Source organism: Niabella agricola (assembly GCF_021538615.1).
Taxonomy (GTDB): domain Bacteria; phylum Bacteroidota; class Bacteroidia; order Chitinophagales; family Chitinophagaceae; genus Niabella; species Niabella agricola.
Genome location: NZ_JAJHIZ010000003.1, coordinates 1,120,567 through 1,137,407 on the forward strand (window position 1 = coordinate 1,120,567; position 16,841 = coordinate 1,137,407).

Annotated in this window: 18 protein-coding genes and 1 other RNA gene; 8 read left to right on the forward strand and 11 right to left on the reverse strand. The window is 46.4% G+C overall.

The features are described from left to right. Positions 1–31: 31 nt before the first annotated feature. From LL912_RS10155 to LL912_RS10165, 3 genes are read right to left on the reverse strand one after another with little or no spacing between them, the layout of a single operon-like run. A complete protein-coding gene (locus tag LL912_RS10155; protein ID WP_235553464.1) occupies positions 32–805 on the reverse strand; it encodes an RNA polymerase sigma-70 factor in 774 nt (257 codons plus the stop codon). Beyond that, the gene (locus tag LL912_RS10160; protein ID WP_235553465.1) at positions 727–1,113 is read right to left on the reverse strand and encodes a DUF3037 domain-containing protein; all 387 of its coding nucleotides are present in this window, start codon (positions 1,111–1,113) and stop codon (positions 727–729) included. The genes LL912_RS10155 and LL912_RS10160 overlap by 79 nt, the downstream gene beginning before the upstream one ends. After that, entirely contained in the window at positions 1,091–1,876 is a 786-nt protein-coding gene (locus tag LL912_RS10165; RefSeq protein ID WP_235553466.1) for a HipA family kinase, read from the reverse strand. The genes LL912_RS10160 and LL912_RS10165 overlap by 23 nt, the downstream gene beginning before the upstream one ends. 216 nt (positions 1,877–2,092) lie before the next feature. On the opposite strand from LL912_RS10165, the gene LL912_RS10170 reads away from it, so the two are divergent. The 4 genes from LL912_RS10170 to yiaA all read left to right on the forward strand — a co-directional run bounded on the left by LL912_RS10170 (position 2,093) and on the right by yiaA (position 4,520). Further along, positions 2,093–2,833 carry a hypothetical protein gene (locus tag LL912_RS10170; protein ID WP_235553467.1) on the forward strand — a complete coding sequence of 247 codons (741 nt, stop codon included), beginning with the start codon at positions 2,093–2,095 and terminating at the stop codon, positions 2,831–2,833. 58 nt (positions 2,834–2,891) lie between these two features. Continuing rightward, entirely contained in the window at positions 2,892–3,287 is a 396-nt protein-coding gene (locus tag LL912_RS10175; RefSeq protein WP_235553468.1) for a hypothetical protein, read from the forward strand. 132 nt (positions 3,288–3,419) lie between these two features. Then, a complete protein-coding gene (locus LL912_RS10180) occupies positions 3,420–3,983 on the forward strand; it encodes a Crp/Fnr family transcriptional regulator (RefSeq protein ID WP_235553469.1) in 564 nt (187 codons plus the stop codon). Positions 3,984–4,064: 81 nt separating this feature from the next. Beyond that, positions 4,065–4,520 carry an inner membrane protein YiaA gene (gene yiaA, locus LL912_RS10185; RefSeq protein ID WP_235553470.1) on the forward strand — a complete coding sequence of 152 codons (456 nt, stop codon included), beginning with the start codon at positions 4,065–4,067 and terminating at the stop codon, positions 4,518–4,520. A gap of 126 nt (positions 4,521–4,646) precedes the next feature. Here the strand turns inward: yiaA and LL912_RS10190 are convergent, their stop codons facing one another. Beyond that, on the reverse strand, positions 4,647–5,327 hold the full coding sequence (locus tag LL912_RS10190) for a porin family protein (protein ID WP_235553471.1): 681 nt from the start codon (positions 5,325–5,327) through the stop codon (positions 4,647–4,649). A gap of 202 nt (positions 5,328–5,529) precedes the next feature. Next, on the reverse strand, positions 5,530–6,546 hold the full coding sequence (murB, locus tag LL912_RS10195) for a UDP-N-acetylmuramate dehydrogenase (protein WP_235553472.1): 1,017 nt from the start codon (positions 6,544–6,546) through the stop codon (positions 5,530–5,532). Positions 6,547–6,582: 36 nt separating this feature from the next. On the opposite strand from murB, the gene LL912_RS10200 reads away from it, so the two are divergent. After that, complete coding sequence (locus tag LL912_RS10200; protein ID WP_235553473.1) at positions 6,583–7,257, forward strand: NAD(P)H-binding protein; 675 nt, start codon at positions 6,583–6,585, stop codon at positions 7,255–7,257. Positions 7,258–7,373: 116 nt separating this feature from the next. Beyond that, on the forward strand, positions 7,374–8,069 hold the full coding sequence (locus tag LL912_RS10205; protein WP_235553474.1) for a DUF4126 domain-containing protein: 696 nt from the start codon (positions 7,374–7,376) through the stop codon (positions 8,067–8,069). Here LL912_RS10205 and mnmD read toward each other — a convergent pair. From mnmD to LL912_RS10220, 3 genes are all read right to left on the reverse strand, one after another. Then, on the reverse strand, positions 8,049–8,741 hold the full coding sequence (gene mnmD, locus LL912_RS10210; RefSeq protein ID WP_235553475.1) for a tRNA (5-methylaminomethyl-2-thiouridine)(34)-methyltransferase MnmD: 693 nt from the start codon (positions 8,739–8,741) through the stop codon (positions 8,049–8,051). The two genes, LL912_RS10205 and mnmD, sit on opposite strands and share 21 nt — an antisense overlap. Then, the gene (locus LL912_RS10215) at positions 8,741–10,591 is read right to left on the reverse strand and encodes an outer membrane protein assembly factor BamB family protein (RefSeq protein ID WP_235553476.1); all 1,851 of its coding nucleotides are present in this window, start codon (positions 10,589–10,591) and stop codon (positions 8,741–8,743) included. Before LL912_RS10215 ends, mnmD begins: the two co-directional genes overlap by 1 nt. Positions 10,592–10,652: 61 nt before the next feature. Next, complete coding sequence (locus tag LL912_RS10220) at positions 10,653–11,360, reverse strand: HAD family hydrolase (RefSeq protein WP_235553477.1); 708 nt, start codon at positions 11,358–11,360, stop codon at positions 10,653–10,655. A gap of 185 nt (positions 11,361–11,545) precedes the next feature. Between LL912_RS10220 and LL912_RS10225 the strand changes: the two genes are divergently transcribed. Both LL912_RS10225 and ssrA read left to right on the forward strand, forming a co-directional pair. Beyond that, complete coding sequence (locus tag LL912_RS10225; protein WP_235553478.1) at positions 11,546–12,169, forward strand: hypothetical protein; 624 nt, start codon at positions 11,546–11,548, stop codon at positions 12,167–12,169. A gap of 114 nt (positions 12,170–12,283) precedes the next feature. Further along, positions 12,284–12,661: a transfer-messenger RNA gene (gene ssrA / locus LL912_RS10230) on the forward strand. Between the two features lie 277 nt (positions 12,662–12,938). Here ssrA and LL912_RS10235 read toward each other — a convergent pair. The 3 genes from LL912_RS10235 to LL912_RS10245 all read right to left on the reverse strand — a co-directional run bounded on the left by LL912_RS10235 (position 12,939) and on the right by LL912_RS10245 (position 16,762). Further along, the gene (locus LL912_RS10235) at positions 12,939–14,054 is read right to left on the reverse strand and encodes a hypothetical protein (RefSeq protein WP_235553479.1); all 1,116 of its coding nucleotides are present in this window, start codon (positions 14,052–14,054) and stop codon (positions 12,939–12,941) included. A 37-nt stretch (positions 14,055–14,091) separates the two neighbouring features. Further along, positions 14,092–15,447 (reverse strand): RIP metalloprotease RseP, encoded by a 1,356-nt coding sequence (gene rseP / locus LL912_RS10240; RefSeq protein WP_235553480.1) that lies wholly within the window; start codon positions 15,445–15,447, stop codon positions 14,092–14,094. Between the two features lie 160 nt (positions 15,448–15,607). Then, positions 15,608–16,762, reverse strand: a complete 1,155-nt coding sequence (locus LL912_RS10245) for a 1-deoxy-D-xylulose-5-phosphate reductoisomerase (RefSeq protein WP_406603605.1) — start codon at positions 16,760–16,762, stop codon at positions 15,608–15,610. Positions 16,763–16,841 lie beyond the last annotated feature (79 nt).

Sequence of the window (16,841 nt, forward strand, 5' to 3'; positions counted from 1 at the left end):
AGGGCAAACCCCTAAACGAACGATGTTTTTTTTAAGAAGACCCGGTTTTTTTTGAAAAAAAATTGTTCCGGTACTCAGGGAAAGCAGCCTGAAGACTTAAGGAAAGCGCCCTTAATGCGATGGTCATCTGTGCTTCCACAGTTTTTACAGATATATCTAAAATGCTGGCCACCTCGCTGTACTTGAGCCCCTCGTCTTTTATCAGCCGGAAGATCAGCCGGCACCGGGGCGGCAATTTGCTAATGGCTTCTGCAATATATTTTAAACTTTCCTCGCTGAGAATCTTCGAATCGGATTTGGTGTAGGCCATCGCCAGTGATTCGCCCAGATCGCCATAATGAATCCGTTTCTTTTTGGATAATTCTGCCAGGCAGGAATATTTTACCGCCCGGTATAAATAATTGGATAAATTATTGATAGCAGGAAGTGTTTTTTTATTTTCCCAGATCTGCACGAAGATGTCCTGGATTACCTCTTCGGCAAGTGCTCGGTCGTTGAGAATGGAATTTGCAAAAGATAACAACCCGGGATAATAATAGCGCATCAGTTCATTGAATGCATGCTCATCATTTTCCCCGGAGATCAGCCCGATCAGATATGGCAATTGCTCTTTTTGCATCAGCTGGCTAAAATAGGCAATATACGGTAAACCCAAAAAAGAAGCCGAACGGTTCCAGGCATAGTCATCAACCTGGATGCTTCCCGTGGCAACCTTTACTTCCTTTCTTATAAAACAAATCTTTTGAGCAACAGGTCTACCACTCCATCCATAACCAGCGCCTTTCCCGGGTGCACTTTCGAACATTGGATCATGGTACTGCGTGTAGCGGTAAGCCAGCGAAAACGGGAAGGCGCATCCAATAGAGCAATCCCCGACCCTGATTTTGGATCGCCGGCGGCAATTTCCCTGAACGCTCTTAAATTGCTTTCAATACATTCCAGATCGATTTCGGGGTGAACGCAATGCAGCTTTTCCCGGTTTATTGAAATCAGGCTTTCCAAATACCTTGTTTTTTTACAGAACGCGATCACCCCAACATTGATAAATTCTTCACGTTCTACCCGTGGCACTACACGGATCACCGCATACTCATATACCAGCAACTCTTGCATCCAGCGCCGTTTTTAAAAAAGTGGAAGAATGATTTAACCGCCAGGTGAGAAATTTCAAATACACTTCGCGTGCTGCTTCAGGATCACCAAGTGTTTCTTCATACATCAGCCACTCCATCGGGATCGCATTTACAACTTCATGCAGCCGCTGCTCTGTGAGCACGCTTCTGCAAAAAGCATCCGCGGCTTCCAGCTCCGAAGCATTTTTCAGCAGCACATGATCTTTTATAAGCGGAAAGCTGCTTTTCATCTGTTCAGGCCAGCTTTCCCAGTTATGATGAAAATACAGACAGGCGCCGTGATCGATCAGCCAGAGTTCACGGTGCCATAATAACATATTTGTGTTTCTTACCGTTCGATCCATGTTCGTGAGGAAGGCATCCAGCCATACAATTGTTGAGGCCAGGAGCGGCGCTACTTCGGTAACCGCGGGATCAAAGGTAACCGAGCCGCTCAGGTAATGCAGGGCCAGGTTCCAGCCCTCGCTGGCCTTTAGCAGGTCCTGGATCTCTTCGTCGCCCTCAGTACGACCGAATGCTTCGTCGAGATAGGCGAACACCAGTTCGGGTACTTTCAGTTGCAGCAGACGGGCCACCTCTCCGCCGATGAATTCAGCCACCAGCGCCTTTACACCCTGGCCGGCGCCCCTGAATTTAAGAGCGTATAAAAAACCATCATCAGCTTCCGCGATGGCGGGCAGCGAACCGCCTTCACGCAGTGGTGTCACGTATCGGGTTACCTGTACAGAACGGATATCGGGCATAAATGCAGATCAAATTTGGATCAAATGTAGCTAATCTCCTTCATTTGCTGATTGGGCAATCAAAAGCAGGGCCAACCGCGCCTGATACCAAAACGGGCTGTGCTGCAGTTTGCTTTACAATATTTACCGTGCAGTTCGGATAAAATATATTTCCCGGGCTGTTGCACCATGGTTCTGTTTTGCGTTATACCCGGGAAACATGCTTACGAATACATTATGAAAAAAGGATACCTGGCGATCATTGCCCTTTGCTGTGCGGCAATGGCTTGCCAAAAAAACGCTGGAGAAATTGAAAAAAACGACGCTAAAGAGCCCCCGGTATTAAAACTATGGGCTGGCGCCGATTCCACGGTTCCGCTCGCAAGCCTGAAGCTGACCGGAAGCGCCTTTACTGTTTCCAACGATCATCCAGAAATTGCGCAGGTGACTACCGACGGTCATCACCTTACGATCCGCTCTCATAAACCAGGTAAGGCAACCGTTTTATTGAAGAATGAGCAACAACAACAGTTTAAAGTGCTGGTATGGCCTATCGATATGCTGAGTGACTACCCCGGGAATTGGGTTTCGGTAGCAAAAGACGGCATGAAAAGTTATGTTACGGTAAGAACCGGCGACCAGAAGCTTACGGATTCATTGTACCAGGCTTTATCGCTGAAGCTGTATGATAACGGGGTTTCCGGAACATTCCGGTATGCTTTCACCACCGGACAATTTCGTTTTACAGCAACAAAAACCGCCCATGGTATTAAAGAAGGCACCTGGACCTATGACAGACTCCGGCTTACATTAAATTATACCGATGCAAAGGAACTATACCAGGTTATCCCGGTGCAATCTATTAACGTTATTGAGTTGCGGAGCGTGTTAACAGAAGCGCTGCAACAACAGTTTCCAGATGCCGGTATTACCGAAGTATCCACCCATCAATATCTTGCCTACCAGCGATTTCTTTAGCTTTCTGTTACTTTTGAGCTACTATTTATCATTTTAAATGAATACAGTTCATTCCTGCATGAAAAAAATACAATACCTGCTGCTGGTATTGACCCTTTCTGTTGCTGGATTGCCGGCGTGTAACAGGAAGCATCATGCCGCAAGAGCAACAATTACCAAAGACCATCTGCCCATACAGTACCAGGGCTTATTAATGCCCGGCTCCCTACGTTTAAAAAACGATTCGGTTTTCATGGCCTTATATCCTTCCGCGACTCTATATTACCTCGACTTAAGATTGAAGAGCAGCACCCGTTATCACACCGTATTAAAGCAGGCCGTGCGAGCCAATGCTCCTGTACATGCCTGGGTTTTTATAGAAAATAAAAGCCCGGTAGAAGTCGCTAAAATTGAGCCCGCCTCCGGGTATGAACTCAAAAAGTGGAATAAGACCTGGATCACGCCGCAGCGTTAAAACCGTGCTATTCCTGTTCTTCATTTCGGCGGAGTGAATTACAGCGCTGTTCCGGAAAGATTAAGAAGCAGCAACGGAATGCTTATTTTTACATTCAGTTTCACCGACGATTTAAATTCCTGAAGGGAACGTATGAAGCTCCTTTTTCATCACATTGAACAATACTACCCGCTAAGCGTCACTGCCCGGGAAGCGCTTGCCGAAAACTTTGAGGAGCGGGTATTGGCAAAAGGAAAATTCCTGATCACAGAAGGCCAGGTATGCAAACAACTTTACTTTTTGCAACAGGGCGCATTACGGGGTTATATCAATGTGGATGGAAAAGAGCTCACCAACTGGTTTGGGTTTGAAGCGCATTTTATTACATCCTTTCACAGCTTTATCACACAGCAACCCAGCATGGAGAACATTCAACTTTTGGAAGGCTGTATATTATGGAGTATATCAAAAGAACAACTAACCCGCCTGTTTGACACCCATCATGAAATAGAACGCCTGGTACGGATCATTTATGAACAATACTATATCCGGCTGGAAGAACGTTATGTAAATGCCCAGTTGCGAACAGCCACCGAACGCTATGCACACCTGATGGAGGAAGCGCCGCATATCCTGGAACGCGTACCGCTGGGACAGATCTCTTCTTACCTCGGTGTCAGTCCCGAAACACTTAGCCGGATCCGGAGCCGCTTTTAACAATTCAAGGAAGGCTTTTTGACATTTGTCAAAAAAAGACATTGTGTGTCCTTATAGATTTGTGCTCATAAAATAAGAATTATGAAACAAACGCAACAACCATCCAATGCTTTTATCGCCGCCTCCTGGTTTGCCCTGCTAACCGGTGTAACGGCTTATATTATCGGTTTGTGGAATGCCGAAATGCAGCTAAATGAAAAAGGCTACTATTTTACCGTGTTAATGTTCGGACTTTTTTCCGCCATATCTGTACAAAAAGCGGTTAGGGATCAACTGGAAGGTATTCCGGTTACCAATCTCTATTATGGCATTGCCTGGTTTACAACCGTCCTGTCCATTGTTTTGCTGACGGTTGGATTGTGGAATGCCACGCTTACAAAAAGTGAAAAAGGATTTTATGCCATATCCTTTACCCTCAGCATTTTTGCGGCTATTGCGGTACAAAAAAATACGCGGGATAGCCGGGCGGCCTTTTCTGATGATTCAAAATCACATACCCCAGACGCAGCGGCTTTTTCCAGGAATGAGCCTTTTTAGACAATTTGTTTGAATGTATACCACTAACCCCTCCAAACACCGGGCGACAGCACTGTCGCCCTTTTTTGCAGGACATAAAAAAAGCCGTAACATCGTTACGGCCTTTTCCCTTCACAATCATTTTATTTAGAAAAACACACCGAGACGCAATGCCCAACGGTTCAACGCTACTTTATCATCCTTCCAGTCTTTGTTTCTGGTAATATCGGTAAATCCGTTTTCAAAACCCAGTCCAAAATACAGATCCGTTTTTTCTGCAAGCCGGTATTCACCACCCGCCCCTAAAAGCAGCCCCATATTCAATTTATTGGTCTTGCTCATTGCATTTACATTGTCTTCAGATTTGTCTCCTGAAGTGTAATCTAACCGGGAGCCGATCAGCGCCCCCATGTACGTACCAAATTGTCCCCACCAGCGGAGACCGTTGATATCATTGGTCTTTAGTTTTACACTCAGCGGGATCTGCAGATACTGCAGTTTCAATTTATACTTCTGGTTGTCGTTGCCGGAGTACAATCCTTTTGAAGCATCTTTGATCAGGATGGAGGAAGATGCATGTGCAACTTCCAAACCCGTTGCGAAAGCGCCGCGCGTATCCGAGAACTGCACATCGGCCATCAGCCCATAGTTCACACCAAAACCGGAACCATCTTTTTCCAGGCCGTTTTCAAGAGGGCGCAGGGTATTTACAAATACGGGATCAACCTTAAATCCCAAACGTACAGGGCGACCATAAAAACTTCTTTGTGCAAACAGGGTCATTCCTGTAAACACGCAGGCCATTGTTAGCAATAAAGATTTTTTCATTTTTACAAAATTTGCGCAAAAGTAGGTATTTTGAGATGAAAGCACTAAATTCTCAACGCTAAATACAAAGAGCTAAATTCTAAAAGCAAAATCTGGCTGTGGATGGAGCATTGAAAAATATCAGCATACAAATAACAAGAACCAAATGAAGCACTAAATTCTAAATACTAAAATCTGATCGCCGATAACTGATGGCTATATTTTAAATAATATTTACTTCCGGGTGCAATTCCACACCGTACTTTTTCATCACCGAATCGATTACCTGATTGCACAACTCAAGGATCTCACTGCCGGTGGCTTTCCCGTAGTTTACCAGTACCAGGGCTTGTTTTTCATGCACCCCTGCGTCGCCCTTCCGGTAGCCCTTCCATCCGGCCTGCTCAATGAGCCAGCCTGCCGCCAGCTTCATGCTTCCGTCTTCATTTTCATAGGCTACCAGTTCGGGATTGACGGTTTTCAGTGCCTCATATTTCGCCCGGTCGACTGAAGGATTTTTAAAAAAGCTTCCGGCATTTCCAATCACTGCTGGATCCGGAAGTTTTGAAGAGCGGATATTGATTACGGCCCTTGCTATGGCCTGTATCGAAAGTTCTGAAACACGCAATCGCTCCAACTCCTGGCGTATGGCACCGTACTCAATATTAAATACGGGTTTTGTCCGGAGGCGGTAGGTTACATCCGTGATCACAAACTGATCCCGGTATGTATTCTTAAAAACACTTTCCCGGTATCCAAATGCACATTCTTCATTGGAAAATATGCGGGTATATCCTTCATGTCGGTGTACCGCAGTCAGCTCCTGGAATACATCCCGGATCTCCACGCCATATGCACCAATATTCTGCATCGGGGAGGCGCCCACACAACCGGGGATCAATGCCAGGTTTTCTACTCCTGCATATTGATGTTCCAGGCAATGCATTACAAACTGGTGCCATACTTCCCCTGCGCATACTTTTACAAAAATAAAATCGTCATCCCTGCTTAACACTTCGTACCCCAGCAACTCATTTTTTATAACCAGCCCGTTATAGGGCTCCGTTAAAAGGATATTACTTCCTCCTCCGATCACCAGTGTGGGTAATGTTCGCTTTTCAGCCCATTCAAGCGCTTCCTTTAATTCGGCAACGGAAGTTGTTTGAACAAAATACCGGGCCTCAGCCTGAATACCAAAACTGTTATAGGGTTTTAAAGAAAAATGATCTAAAATTTCCATAGCTTTAAACTATTGCAAAGTAACATTATTCTTTTTATGGGAAAAAAAACCGCAGCAATCATCGGATCCGGAGGTCTTATCGGATCGCATTTGCTAGAGGAACTCGTCCGCGATCCGGAATATGGAAGGGTAAAAACACTGGTGCGATGGCCGTCGGAACCGATACACGCCAAACAGGAAATAAAGCTGGTTGACTTCAATGACGCCGAATCGCTGCTGCTGGCTCTCATAGATGTGGATGTAGTGTTTTGTGCGATTGGCACCACCCTTAAAAAAATGGGCGGCGATAAAAAACGATACTGGCAAATTGATCATGATATCCCGCTGCGGGTATGCAGGATGGCGCAGGAAACAGGCTGCCGGAAAATGGTACTGGTATCTGCTGTAGGTGCCAACAGCAGCAGTCGTAACTTTTATCTGCAACTGAAAGGAAAAACAGAAGCAGATCTTATTGCTTCCGGTATGCCCTGTTTGCATATTATGCAACCGGCCCTGTTACTGGGTAACAGAAAAGAAAAGCGACGGATAGAAGCCATCAGCCAGCGGATCATGAAGCCCGCATCGGCTTTATTTTCCGGTTCCTGGACCAAATACAAAGCCATTGAAGCAAACGATGTGGCCCGGGCAATGATCGGCGCAGCAAGGCAGGAACAACCGGGTGTATACCGGTATACATTTAATGAGATGCAGGCCCTTGCCAGAACTGTATAAAAGGAAAACAGCAACCAGAGTCCTTTACAGCGAGCCGTGTTCAACAGCGCTTTTTTATGCAATATGGCATTGCGGATGCCGAAATCTGCAAACTTCAATTGTGTTATCCGCCGCCAGTGAAAATCAAACAAGCCGGCGCTTCTAAGGCAATACGACCATACCGGCCAGCGCCCACCTTCAAAAATCAATTATTGGTTCTTAAAATTGGTGTAACTTACAGTATGAACTGGGATGTGCAAACCTTCTCTGCGGCCGCCTTGGGCATTGCATTGGCCGCCTGCTGCGGTTTCAGGGTTTTTGTACCCATGCTGGTGGCCGGGCTTGCTGGGCGGTTCGATCTCTTTCACTTCTCTGAAAGTTTCCTCTGGCTTTCTTCTACGCCTGCATTGGTGGCATTAGGCATTGCCACGGTCTTCGAAATTGCCGGCTACTATATTCCCTTTATCGACAATATCCTGGATACCATTGCAACACCTTTAGCCGCGGTTGCCGGTACCCTGCTGGCCACCTCGGTGATCCCAATTGAAAACGACTGGATGAAATGGATCATTGGTATTATTGCCGGTGGCGGCGGTGCCGGCCTGATTGCTTCAGGAACCGGTTTGTTGCGGCTGCTGAGTAGTAAAACAACACTGGGTATGGGCAACAATGTGGTGGCCACCGGTGAAAATGCCGCTGCCGTAGGCGGGTCGATTCTAAGTTTCCTGATACCGGTTATCATGGCAGTATTGTTCGTCCTGTTCTTTATCTGGATCATCAAAAAAATGATCCGGAAGATTCGTGGCAAGCCACTAGTAGCCGGAAAACCCTGACACAGCAGTAGCTCGTACGACTTCCCTTTTTCCGGGCGGCCCCTTGAGTTTCTCTACAGCAAACCCGACCTCAGCCAGGGTTCTACGCACTACGGATTTGGAACAATACGTAACCAGTACCCCGCCATCTCTCATATGGCTTCGTATTTTTTTGAAAACTCCAGGCGTCCATAGTTCAGGTTGATCATCCGGCGCAAACGCATCAAAATAACAAATATCGTATACGCCCTCCGGCTGATATTCCAGTAAATCTGCCCGAATTTTTTGCAGCAGCAGGCGCTCCCCGATTGGTACTTCACGGTTCCAGGAAGCCGTCATCAATTGCTGATATATACCAGTGCTCCCGGCAAATGTATCGTAATTAAGCCGGCCGTAAACCATCGCCGGCAACGGGTACCGGTCGATACTTGTATAACGGGTGTAAAGCTGTGGCATACTTAAAGCCAGTACAGTCAGCAAGGCATTTAACCCTGTACCGAAACCAATCTCAAGTATGTTAAGTTCTGCTGGCTGGTATTGTTCCAAATAATATTTCAGGCCATTTTCAATGAACACCTGCATCGACTCTGTGAAAGCTCCCCGTGTTGAATGAAAACTGATCGTTGTTCCGGAGATCCCCACACTATCGGAGCCATCACCGGAATGAATAATATGATAATCCGCAGGCTCCATTAATTGCTGATTTGTAGTACGACTATCTTCCCATCCATGGTTGTTATGGCTATTTTGTGGTCGTTGATAAACTGAAGATCATGCACCAGGCAATTGGCTACTTTATGCACCCACACGGTAGCGCCGGTTTTGCGGTCAAATGCGGCAATTACGCCTTTATCGCTAAAGGCATATACCCGCCCTTTCTGCTCGGTGATTGTTGAAGGGTTGAGTTCATAGTTAAATACATTTTCTGTTTTCCAGACAACAACAGCGCTATCGGCTTTAGTATCTACACCCACCAGGTGTCCTTGCATGGTTTTGGCAAATACCAGTTTTTTATCTGCCGACAGCCCCATTGACTCCCGCACCCAGTGCTCATTCCAGCGGTGTTTCCAGATCAGCTTGCCGGTGGTAGCATCCAATACCGTCATATACCGGTCTGGCGCCACCATAAAAATGCGGCCAAAAGCAGTAACCGGCAAACAGGATGCCGGCGAAAGCATCCGGTTGCTGTAGCCGTCCCGGAAGACCCATTCTGCCTTCCCGGTTTTGCTACTGAGGGCATACAATTCGTTACCCCAACTACCAAAGATCAGTTTACCTTCTGTATAAAGCGGAACCGCTTTTACAAAGTTTTTTATAGCATCATATTCCCATATTGCTTTCCCATCCGATAACCGGAGTGCCCTGAACTTACCTTCGGAAGATCCCACAAACACAGCTCCATTTCTTATAACCGGCGTAGCAACGATCGATTTTGCGGTAGGCACGGACCAAAGTAAAGAACCGTTGTCTGCATTCAAACAATAAATGGTGCCATCCGTTGAAGGGATGACGATCCTGTTTTTTTCTATAGCTGGAGCTGCGTAGATCTTTCCGCCTGTTACAAACCGCCATACTACCCGGTTGGCATCCGGATCAATGGCCAGCACCCTCCCGCGGCTGTCGGGCGTAATGATCCGGTTTTTATACAATACGAACCCATTCCCGATATCCGAAGAATCCTGGTAGCGCCAGATTTCTTTTACCTGAGGATAGCGCTGGTTTATTGCATACGATGGCCGGAACCAGCTACGTGTATCCCTTTCCAGGTGATGATCTTTTAATACCACGGCAGCCCACTCTTTTTTTGTTTCCATCCCCGGCTTCCGCTCGCGGTAAGTGGCACGTCCGTTTTCGATGGTGATGATATTGTAGCCCCCGATGCTATCTTTTGCCCGCAGGTTCGAACGTCCCATTACACCAGGTATCCCTTCAAAATCATACCGGCGATTCTGATGGCCATGGCCGCACATGTAAAGCTGTATATTGTGCTTTTTCAACCGGTCGGCGATCTCGTACCAGTTGTTTAACGAAGAATCCAGGGGATAGTGATCTACAAATATCACCGGCTCCCTTGCAGGAATGGTGGCAAGCACTGAATCTAACCATACGATATTACCGTATGGCACCTGTCCCGGACTCATTTTCATATTGGGACCGCAGTTGGCGCCCAAAAAATGAATGCCCCCATAACTGAAGGCAAATACTTCATTGCCAAATACGCGGTTAAAGGTATTAGTGCCACTCTCGGACCAGTTGTCGTCATGATTACCCGGAACGATGTACCAGGGCTTGTTCAGTGAGTCCAGAATTTGTTTCGCCAGTTTTATTTCTGCATCCGCTCCAAACTCGGTGATATCGCCGGAAGCGATCACAAACCGAATATCCGGATTGGCATTGATATCTTTTACGGTTCGCCGGAGATCTTCGTCGGCGTTATTGGAACCGATATGCAGATCAGAGATCTGGGCAAACTGAAAGGAGGCCTGGGCAGCAGCCAGTTTTACAAAAAAGCAGCAAAGAACAATACAAAGAATTCGTTTCATTATAGCAAGATAGGCAAGATCCGTATAACAGCAAATCCGTCCTTCAAAAAATCAATATCAATTATTCGTTAAGCAGGAGCCGGCTGAGGTCTTCTACGGTCATCAGCAAGTGATCCGGCCCGTGTTCCAGCAGTTCGGCCTCGGTACCGTACCCGTACAATACACCGGCAGTTGCGACCCTGTTGTTTTTTGCTCCTATAATATCATATTTCCGGTCGCCCACCATCAGGGTCTTTTCCGGATCCAGCTGATGCAATGACAGGGTGTATCGGATCAGTTCTGTTTTATCCGTAAGGGTATTGTCAAGCCGGCTGCCCGTAACCTGCTCAAAAAAAGGCTCCAGGTCAAAATGGGTAACGATCCTTCGTGCAAATACTTCTGGTTTTGAAGTAACCACAAATAGCCGGTATTTTTTTGCCAGCCCGTTTAACATGATGCTTATACCGGAGTAAACCTGGTTTTCGGCCCATCCTTTTTCACTGAAGTATTCCCTGTAAAAGCGCACGGCCCTGTCCGTATCCTTATCGGTAAGGGCATAGCGGGTACTAAAGGTGTGATGCAACGGAGGTCCGATAAATCGCGACAGTTCGTCCGGATGCGGCTCCTCGATTGCCATTTTCTCCAGCGCATATAACACGGAATTGATGATTCCGGTTCCGGAATCGGTTAAAGTACCATCCAGATCAAAGAAAATATTTTCCCGGCCTGTGTGCCCGGAAACCGGACCTGCCATAGCACCGCGCTGTTCATCTGTAAGTATATCCCGCATCTCTGGTTTGTTTGATTATCGATCGTAACAGCGCTAAGATAGTAAATGGTGCGGAACCCGCATATCGGCCTGCCGCTATAAAAATATTTCTCTCCGATTTCCTGCTTCTTGCTACCTTACAACAGCTGATCGTATTATTATTGACAAGGTGTATAACAAGCTTCGTAAAATCCAAAAACAACGTCATGAGCATTATCGCACAATTAGCTACATCCATGGGGCGCAACGATGAAGTGCCCAACCAGGAACTGGCAACACAAATAGCAATAACAAATAATAAAAAAGCCGTCCGGGAGCTTGTGGAAAACCTGTCCAATAAAAACAAAGACATTCAGCACGATTGCATCAAAACCCTGTATGAGGTCGGCAACTTGAAGCCCACCCTCATTGCACCCTATTTTAGTGACTTTATCCGGCTCCTTGGCAGCAAAAACAACCGGCTACAATGGGGCGCCATGGCGGCACTAAATTACATTGCCGCTGAAAATTCCAAGGCGGTCTTCCAGGCCCTTCCGGCAATGGCGGCCGCGGCGGAGGGCGGCTCCGTAATTACAAGAGATCATTTTGTAGCCATCCTCATCCGGCTATGTGCGGTAAAGCAATATGCAGCTGGTGCATTTAGCCTCTTAAATGAACAATTAGGCTATTGCCCTGCCAACCAGTTGCCCATGTATGCAGAAAATGCTGTATCTATTATTAACGAACACAATAAAGCAGCCTTTATTCAAACGCTTTCAGCGCGGCTGAACGATTTTGAAAAAGAAAGCAAACGGAAACGCGTGGAAAAAGTATTAAAAAAAATCAGATAAGCGGTAGCTACTTTAAAAAGAAAAATGAAGCACTGCAGCAAACACAATTGAACGTCATAAATCTGCTGATTAATCCGTACCTTTGTATGCTGATTTTTGAATGAACAACCGCCAGGGGGCGTTTGGTTTTGACAGCGTAGATCTTTGAAGGTAGAAGCATGCCGGGCGTTGTGTAATTAGCCCGTAAATCTGAATACTCAAACTATAAATGGCAATACTCAGTATGCCATGGCTGCCTAATCAGTGATTAAGTAGTCATTAGGGCCGCGTTGAGCCGGTTGTTCTGTTACCACGCTCCGCCGCCGACTCATCAAACAAAAACAGGATGCTGCTGCAATAGGCTGTGCCTGTAGCAAAAGACGCATACAGCTAAGCGTTTCATTGGTTTGTCCTTTTCCGGTGCTGCGCCGACAAATAATATAAGGAATAAGCATGTAGAAGGCCTTTGGAGGATATGTTTGGACAGGGGTTCGACTCCCCTCGCCTCCACAAATTAGACCCAAGTTTCTGAAAATCAGTTTCTTGGGTTTTTATTACCTTACCGACCTGTAAGTCATGTATTGACCATAATGTAAAAAATGGACGTAAGGGTATTACAACAAAGAGCAGGGCGATTATATTTTTTAACCGGCAAGAGCCAGCCATCTATTAGAGGAACCCTCCGGGGTATAGAACACTATTCAAAATGAATATTCCTCTTGAGCAGCTTGCAGCGCAAACAAGACCGGATTGCCGGAAAAGCGTTGGCACATCGGTGGCATCCGTCACGTTATCTCGCGCGGTTTAGCACCTCCCAGTTATCTCCCTGTTTTTCATTCTCGGTAATGAGTACATCAACACGGACCGACAACACGCCGTCAGCCTGCCTCCGGATCCAAACCGAACCCGAAAGCCGGTCATCCACATTCACCCCGCCCTCCTGGTAACCATGTGCTTCATAATAGTGCGCCAGTTGCGTAAGCTCCCTGGCAAACCGGGTACTGCCTGTAAGGGATTGCAATAGTGTAAGCAATAATTCTTTTTTTGCAGCAACGCTGCTGGTATCAGTGTTGCTATGGGGAATGCCCACTTCAAAATCGAGCTGGGTATTATCACAACCCGATAAACTGGCGGTGATACTGGTATCTCCGGCGCGTTTTTTCTCTTCCAGTGTTTCGGTAAAATTATGCTGGTTGATGCTGCGTTTCCGTATCACGGTTACCGGCCCTTCAAAGAAAATATATTTATCCTTCTGTTTCCCAAGCGTGCAGTTGGTAAGATAGCTGGTTTCATAAAGGTTGCCGTCTTTATAAACAAAACTGAAATCATGCGGTGGCGTTTCATTAGCATCCGGATAGGTCCGGAAGTTTTTTGAAAGTGAAACAGTTAGCACATCTTTATCAAACCGGTAATCTGAAATGATGTTATAAGAAAATGGCGCATATGTTAGTATGGAATGCCGCTGGGCGTACCGGAGGCTGTCCTTCATGATATAATAATCCAGCTGACTGTTGGTTTGTGCACTTCCTCCCAACATCCCCTCCGATTCTCTCCGGACTATGTAATCCGGAATCCGGTCTCCGTTCAGATCTTCTCTGGCAACAATAGAGTAGTAAACTGTATAAGGCATCCCCTCTTCTTCCAGCGCAATAAAGAAAGGCAGGCTGTCAAGGTTCAGCTCCTTATACCGGCCATCCGGCGCCTCACTCATTACCAACCCCTTTATAAACTGATAGGACGTGGTAGCTGTATCCAGTGTCTGTTTTAATAACCGGGGGGACGATGGCACTGCAACAACGGTATCCTTTTTGCTTACCACCGGTGCGGCCTGCTCCTCCTCCGTATTGCAGGCAATGAGGAACACGGTCAGGCAAAGGGCCATTGCTTTTCCCAGGTTTGATTGCATTTGTTGCAGGATTATGATTTCCCAATAGCGGCAGGCCTTATTTAAAAAGCCTGAAAATATCAAGCCCCAGCGCATAGGCCATTAGTCCCAGCAATAACACCATACCTACCATTTGGGCATATTCCATAAATTTATCGCCCGGCTTCCGTCCGGTGATCATTTCGTATAAGGTAAACAGCGCATGGCCGCCATCAAGCGCCGGTATCGGCAGCACGTTCATAAAGGCCAGGATGATGGAGAATAAACCCGTCATGGTCCAGAAGCGCTCCCAGTCCCAGGATCCGCCAAAGGTTTTACCAATGCTGATCACACTACCCAGGTTATCGCTTACCGCATGTTCTTTTGATGTGAACAACAGTTTGATGCCCTCAATATATTCCAGCAACCGGTTCACGCCATATTTAATTCCGGCGGGGATGGACTCCAGGAAACCGTATTCTTTCTTTTCAAAACTGATGAACTTTAAAGCAGACTGGGTGCTGTATCCCACTTTCCCGGCATCATTCAGTTTAGCTCCAACCTGTACCGTGTCTGTATTATTGCGAAGCACAGTAAGGGTAACCACCTGGTTCTTGTAGTTTTTTACCCGCTTTGCAAAATCGCTATAATACAATGCCGGCACCCCGTTAATGCCAACGATGCGGTCGCCTTTTAGCAACTGGCCGGAAGTAAATTTCGCAATGGACTCATCTACGCTGTCTACTACATTGGGAAAACGCACAGAAACAAAATTCTTTAGCTGGTTACGGCTCAGTTCTTTCAAAAATCCGGGAGGAAAATTGATCATCGTATCCTTACCATCTCTTGTTACGCTAAGCGTATTTTTTTCGCTCAGCAGCAGCCGTTTGGGCAGTTCGTCAAAATATTTCAGCTCCTGCCCATTCACCTTCGTTATGATGTCACCGTCCCGTAATCCTACTTTCAGCGCCATGGAATCGGCGGCAATTCCATATTTCATATTAGCCACCGGCAATTTTTCCTCTCCCCATACAAAAAGGATCATCGCAAATATGATCAGTGCCAATACAAAGTTGATGATCACCCCAGCTAACATAATGATCAGGCGCTGCCAGGCGGGCTTTGAACGGAACTCCCAGGGCTGTGCCGGCTGTTTCATGGCTTCCTTGTCCATGCTTTCATCGATCATACCACTAATCTTCACGTAGCCGCCGAGAGGCACCCAACCGATACCATATTCTGTTTCTCCTATTTTCTTTTTCCAGAGGGAGAACCAGGGATTAAAGAACAGGTAAAATTTTTCAACGCGGCAGCCAAACCATTTGGCCGTAATAAAATGTCCAAACTCGTGTAAAGCAATCAGAATGGAGAATGACAATATAAACTGACCTATATTGGCACCAAGGGCCGACCAGTTAAATGCTAATAAAACCATGTATTATTAAGATATATCATTTATTAAGATGGCAAAGATAGGGTGATAAAATTCTAAACGCTACATTCTAAATTCTAAGCCCTAAATTCTAAAATATCAAAATCCAAATATCAGGTATCAAATTTAAAATAACCGGCGCAGGGCAACAATTAACAATTGCTTATAACCGGATGATGTCGGCCGCCAGGGTGCGGGCTTCGGCATCGCTTTCAAAATAATCGGACAGTGTGGGTTGTTGTATATGTATTACCTGTGCCATTACTTTTTCGATCACATCGGTCATTTCCAGGAATCCGATCCGGTTCTTCAAGAACGCGTATACCGCAATTTCGTTTGCGGCGTTCATGATACAGGGCAGGTTTCCACCGGTTTCCAGCGCTTCCATGGCCAGGGCCAGGTTGCGGAATGTTTTCAGATCGGGTTCTTCAAACGTAAATGTATTCATCCGCTTAAAATCAAAGCGTGGGTGGTCATTCAGGATCCGCGACGGAAATCCCATGGCATACTGGATGGGCAACCGCATATCCGGCAACCCGATCTGCGCTTTGATGCTGCCATCCTCAAATTGCACCATGCTGTGAATGGCACTTTGCGGATGAATAAGCACATCGATCTGATTGGGCTTCAGGTTAAAAAGCCATTTTGCCTCAATCATTTCCAACCCTTTGTTCATTAAGGTAGCAGAGTCGATGGAGATCTTGGCCCCCATTTCCCAGTTAGGATGCTGGAGGGCATGCTCTCTTTTAACATTAACGAGGTAGTTGGGCTTCCGTCCGATAAATGGTCCGCCTGAAGCTGTGAGGTATACCTTTTCGATCTTATTGCGGGTTTCCCCGATCAGGCACTGGAAGATTGCGGAGTGCTCGGAATCTACCGGGATGATGGGTACACGGTTGTCCACCGCCATTTGCATCACTATATCCCCCGCAACTACGAGGGTTTCTTTATTAGCCAGGGCAATGGCCTTTCCATTCTCTATCGCTTTAATGGTTGGCTTAAACCCGGCAAAGCCCACAATAGCCGCCAGCATCAGGTCGTATACATCCATGCCGGCCACTTCTTCCAATGCATCTTCACCGGCAAAGACCTTAATATCTGTTTTTGCCAACGCGTCTTTTACAGCGCCATATTTGTTTTCATCGCCGATGACAACAATATTCGGGTTATACGTCAGCGCCTGTTCAATCAGCAACTGATCATTTGAAAACGCCGTTAATACTTCTACAGAAAACTGATCCGGGTTCTTTTCTATGACATCCAAAGCCTGCTTTCCGATAGAACCGGTGGAGCCAAAAATGGCGATTCGTTTTATCATACGTTCGTCTCCCATTTACTTTTCTAGTGTTCTTTTCTTAAGGCGGCTAAGATAGGGGCTGTTTCAAGAATAAAAAAAT

Excerpts from the sequence above, each read along its gene's own strand:
- LL912_RS10155 (WP_235553464.1), bottom strand. The coding sequence starts at position 805 with ATGTTCGAAAGTGCACCCGGGAAAGGCGCTGGTTATGGATGGAGTGGT.
- LL912_RS10160 (WP_235553465.1), bottom strand. The coding sequence starts at position 1,113 with ATGCAAGAGTTGCTGGTATATGAGTATGCGGTGATCCGTGTAGTGCCA.
- LL912_RS10165 (WP_235553466.1), bottom strand. The coding sequence starts at position 1,876 with ATGCCCGATATCCGTTCTGTACAGGTAACCCGATACGTGACACCACTG.
- LL912_RS10170 (WP_235553467.1), top strand. The coding sequence starts at position 2,093 with ATGAAAAAAGGATACCTGGCGATCATTGCCCTTTGCTGTGCGGCAATG.
- LL912_RS10175 (WP_235553468.1), top strand. The coding sequence starts at position 2,892 with ATGAAAAAAATACAATACCTGCTGCTGGTATTGACCCTTTCTGTTGCT.
- LL912_RS10180 (WP_235553469.1), top strand. The coding sequence starts at position 3,420 with ATGAAGCTCCTTTTTCATCACATTGAACAATACTACCCGCTAAGCGTC.
- yiaA (WP_235553470.1), top strand. The coding sequence starts at position 4,065 with ATGAAACAAACGCAACAACCATCCAATGCTTTTATCGCCGCCTCCTGG.
- LL912_RS10190 (WP_235553471.1), bottom strand. The coding sequence starts at position 5,327 with ATGAAAAAATCTTTATTGCTAACAATGGCCTGCGTGTTTACAGGAATG.
- murB (WP_235553472.1), bottom strand. The coding sequence starts at position 6,546 with ATGGAAATTTTAGATCATTTTTCTTTAAAACCCTATAACAGTTTTGGT.
- LL912_RS10200 (WP_235553473.1), top strand. The coding sequence starts at position 6,583 with ATGGGAAAAAAAACCGCAGCAATCATCGGATCCGGAGGTCTTATCGGA.
- mnmD (WP_235553475.1), bottom strand. The coding sequence starts at position 8,741 with ATGGAGCCTGCGGATTATCATATTATTCATTCCGGTGATGGCTCCGAT.
- LL912_RS10215 (WP_235553476.1), bottom strand. The coding sequence starts at position 10,591 with ATGAAACGAATTCTTTGTATTGTTCTTTGCTGCTTTTTTGTAAAACTG.
- LL912_RS10220 (WP_235553477.1), bottom strand. The coding sequence starts at position 11,360 with ATGCGGGATATACTTACAGATGAACAGCGCGGTGCTATGGCAGGTCCG.
- LL912_RS10225 (WP_235553478.1), top strand. The coding sequence starts at position 11,546 with ATGAGCATTATCGCACAATTAGCTACATCCATGGGGCGCAACGATGAA.
- LL912_RS10235 (WP_235553479.1), bottom strand. The coding sequence starts at position 14,054 with ATGCAATCAAACCTGGGAAAAGCAATGGCCCTTTGCCTGACCGTGTTC.
- rseP (WP_235553480.1), bottom strand. The coding sequence starts at position 15,447 with ATGGTTTTATTAGCATTTAACTGGTCGGCCCTTGGTGCCAATATAGGT.
- LL912_RS10245 (WP_406603605.1), bottom strand. The coding sequence starts at position 16,762 with ATGATAAAACGAATCGCCATTTTTGGCTCCACCGGTTCTATCGGAAAG.